General features: G+C 69.2%; 2 protein-coding genes and 1 pseudogene. 2 read left to right on the forward strand and 1 reads right to left on the reverse strand.

Annotated features, from left to right (window positions below):
- Positions 1–140 precede the first annotated feature (140 nt).
- A complete protein-coding gene (locus N878_RS19530; RefSeq protein WP_021445242.1) occupies positions 141–797 on the reverse strand; it encodes a TetR/AcrR family transcriptional regulator in 657 nt (218 codons plus the stop codon).
- A 201-nt stretch (positions 798–998) separates the two neighbouring features.
- Here N878_RS19530 and N878_RS19535 point away from each other — a divergent pair, with 201 nt between their 5' ends.
- Complete coding sequence (locus N878_RS19535) at positions 999–1328, forward strand: hypothetical protein (RefSeq protein ID WP_021445243.1); 330 nt, start codon at positions 999–1001, stop codon at positions 1326–1328.
- A 94-nt stretch (positions 1329–1422) separates the two neighbouring features.
- Positions 1423–1760, forward strand: a pseudogene (locus N878_RS19540) (hypothetical protein); the annotation flags it as partial.

Consider the following 1760-nt stretch of genomic DNA (forward strand, 5'->3'; position numbering starts at 1 on the left):
GCGGCCGCGGCCGGTTGGTCGGCCGTGGCCTCGTCGCGGGCGGCGAAGCGCTCGCCGCTGAGCAGCCAGAGCAGCAGCACCAGGATGATGAGGACGGCGATGATCCAGGGACGTTTGCTGAGTTGGGCGAACATGGCGGGTTACTCGCTGAGTGCGGGCGCTGCCTGCAGCGCCGCGGCCTGGCCACGCAGGCCGGCGATGATGAAGTCGGTGACGCGGTCGAGATAGGCGTCCAGTTCGATGGGCTCGGCCCAGTGGTCGAAGCCGCCGGAGGCGATGCGTGCCTTCACCCCGTTGAGGCAGGCCTCGACGCCCCACAGCAGGTGCAGGCAGTCGGCCTGCGACAGCTGCAGATCGGCGAAGCTGCACTGCAGCAACTGGTTGAACAGCGCCAGGTATTGGCCTTCCAGTTCGAGAAACTGCTCGCGATAGGGCGCCTCCAGGCGCTCCTGAAAGGCCGGGCGGTCGCACAGCAGGCACAGCTGGGCCTGTAACTGGTCGGCCAGCAACTGCTCGAAGGCGCGGCGGACCACCCGGCGCATGGCCTGTTCCGGCGGGACTGTCTGGCTCAGCTCGCGCAGCTCGACCAGGTGCTGGCTCAGGCGATCGAGCACCAGGCGCGCATAGAGCGCCTCCTTGCTGGGGAAGTGCTTGTACACCGTGCCCTTGCCGATGCCGGCGTGACGCGCCACCTCGGCGATGGTGACGCGATCCCAGGATTGCTCCTGGAACAGCTGGCGGGCGGATTCGAGCAGGGCGTTTTCCCGTTGCTGGAAGAGTCGATCCTGGTAGCGCATGGAGTTTCCGCGGTGAGTCGTGACCGTTGGTCATGCTATGACTGTTGGTCACGCGGGGCAATCCGCGAGTTGTAACCGGGCGTGGCGCAGGTCTCGCCCGAGGAGTGCTGGCAAAGGCCATGGAGGACGCGCCGAGACGGGTTAGGCGCCCTTGACCCCGATCAATTGCCGCCGACCTGGCGGCGCACTAGACTGCCTGGCATGAACGCCATGGCCCGCCTCTATCTGGTCTTGCTGCTGACGCTGGTGCTGCCCCTGCAGTCCCTGGCGGGCCTGCTGCCGCAGGGCGATCCCTGTCCGATGAGCCAGGGCAGCGGCCAGCCGGGCGACTGCTGCGACGACGGGGCGATGGCCGCTGGCGATCAGCTGTGCGCCGAGATGTCGCAGTGCTCCAGCGCCGGAGCCTCGTTGCTCGGCAGCCAGCCGCCGCGGATGGACGGGCTGCTCGCTCCCTCGCGGCTTGCCTGGCACGCTCTCGCCGATCCCCTGTCACGACCCTTGCTCGCGCCCTGGCGTCCGCCCCGGGCCTGATTCCCTCGCCAACCTCGATGCCCTCCGTGCAGCCCGGCTGCCGGCGGGGGGCTGTGCGTCCCGCGGGACGCTGGTTTTCGACAGGAATCAACCGATGTCCATTGCCTATTCGCGCCTCGGTCCGCTGCTGGCCGGCGCCGTGTTGGCCAGCCTCGCCAGCATGCCGAGTCTGGCCCTGACCCTGGAGCAGGCCCTGCTCCTGGCCGGGCGTGAAGCGCCCAACCTGATGGCGCGCGCCGCCGAACTGGAGGCGGCGCGCCAGGCCGCGGTGCCCGCCGGCGAGCTGCCCGATCCGAAACTGCTGCTGGGCCTGCAGAACCTGCCCATCGAAGGGCAGGAGCGCTGGCGCCTGGATGCCGAGCCCATGACCATGCGCATGCTCGGCGTTATGCAGGAGGTGCCCAATCGCGCCAAGCGCAGCGCCCGGGTCGA

It is taken from the genome of Pseudomonas sp. EGD-AK9, assembly GCF_000465935.2.
Taxonomy (GTDB): Bacteria; Pseudomonadota; Gammaproteobacteria; order Pseudomonadales; family Pseudomonadaceae; genus Aquipseudomonas.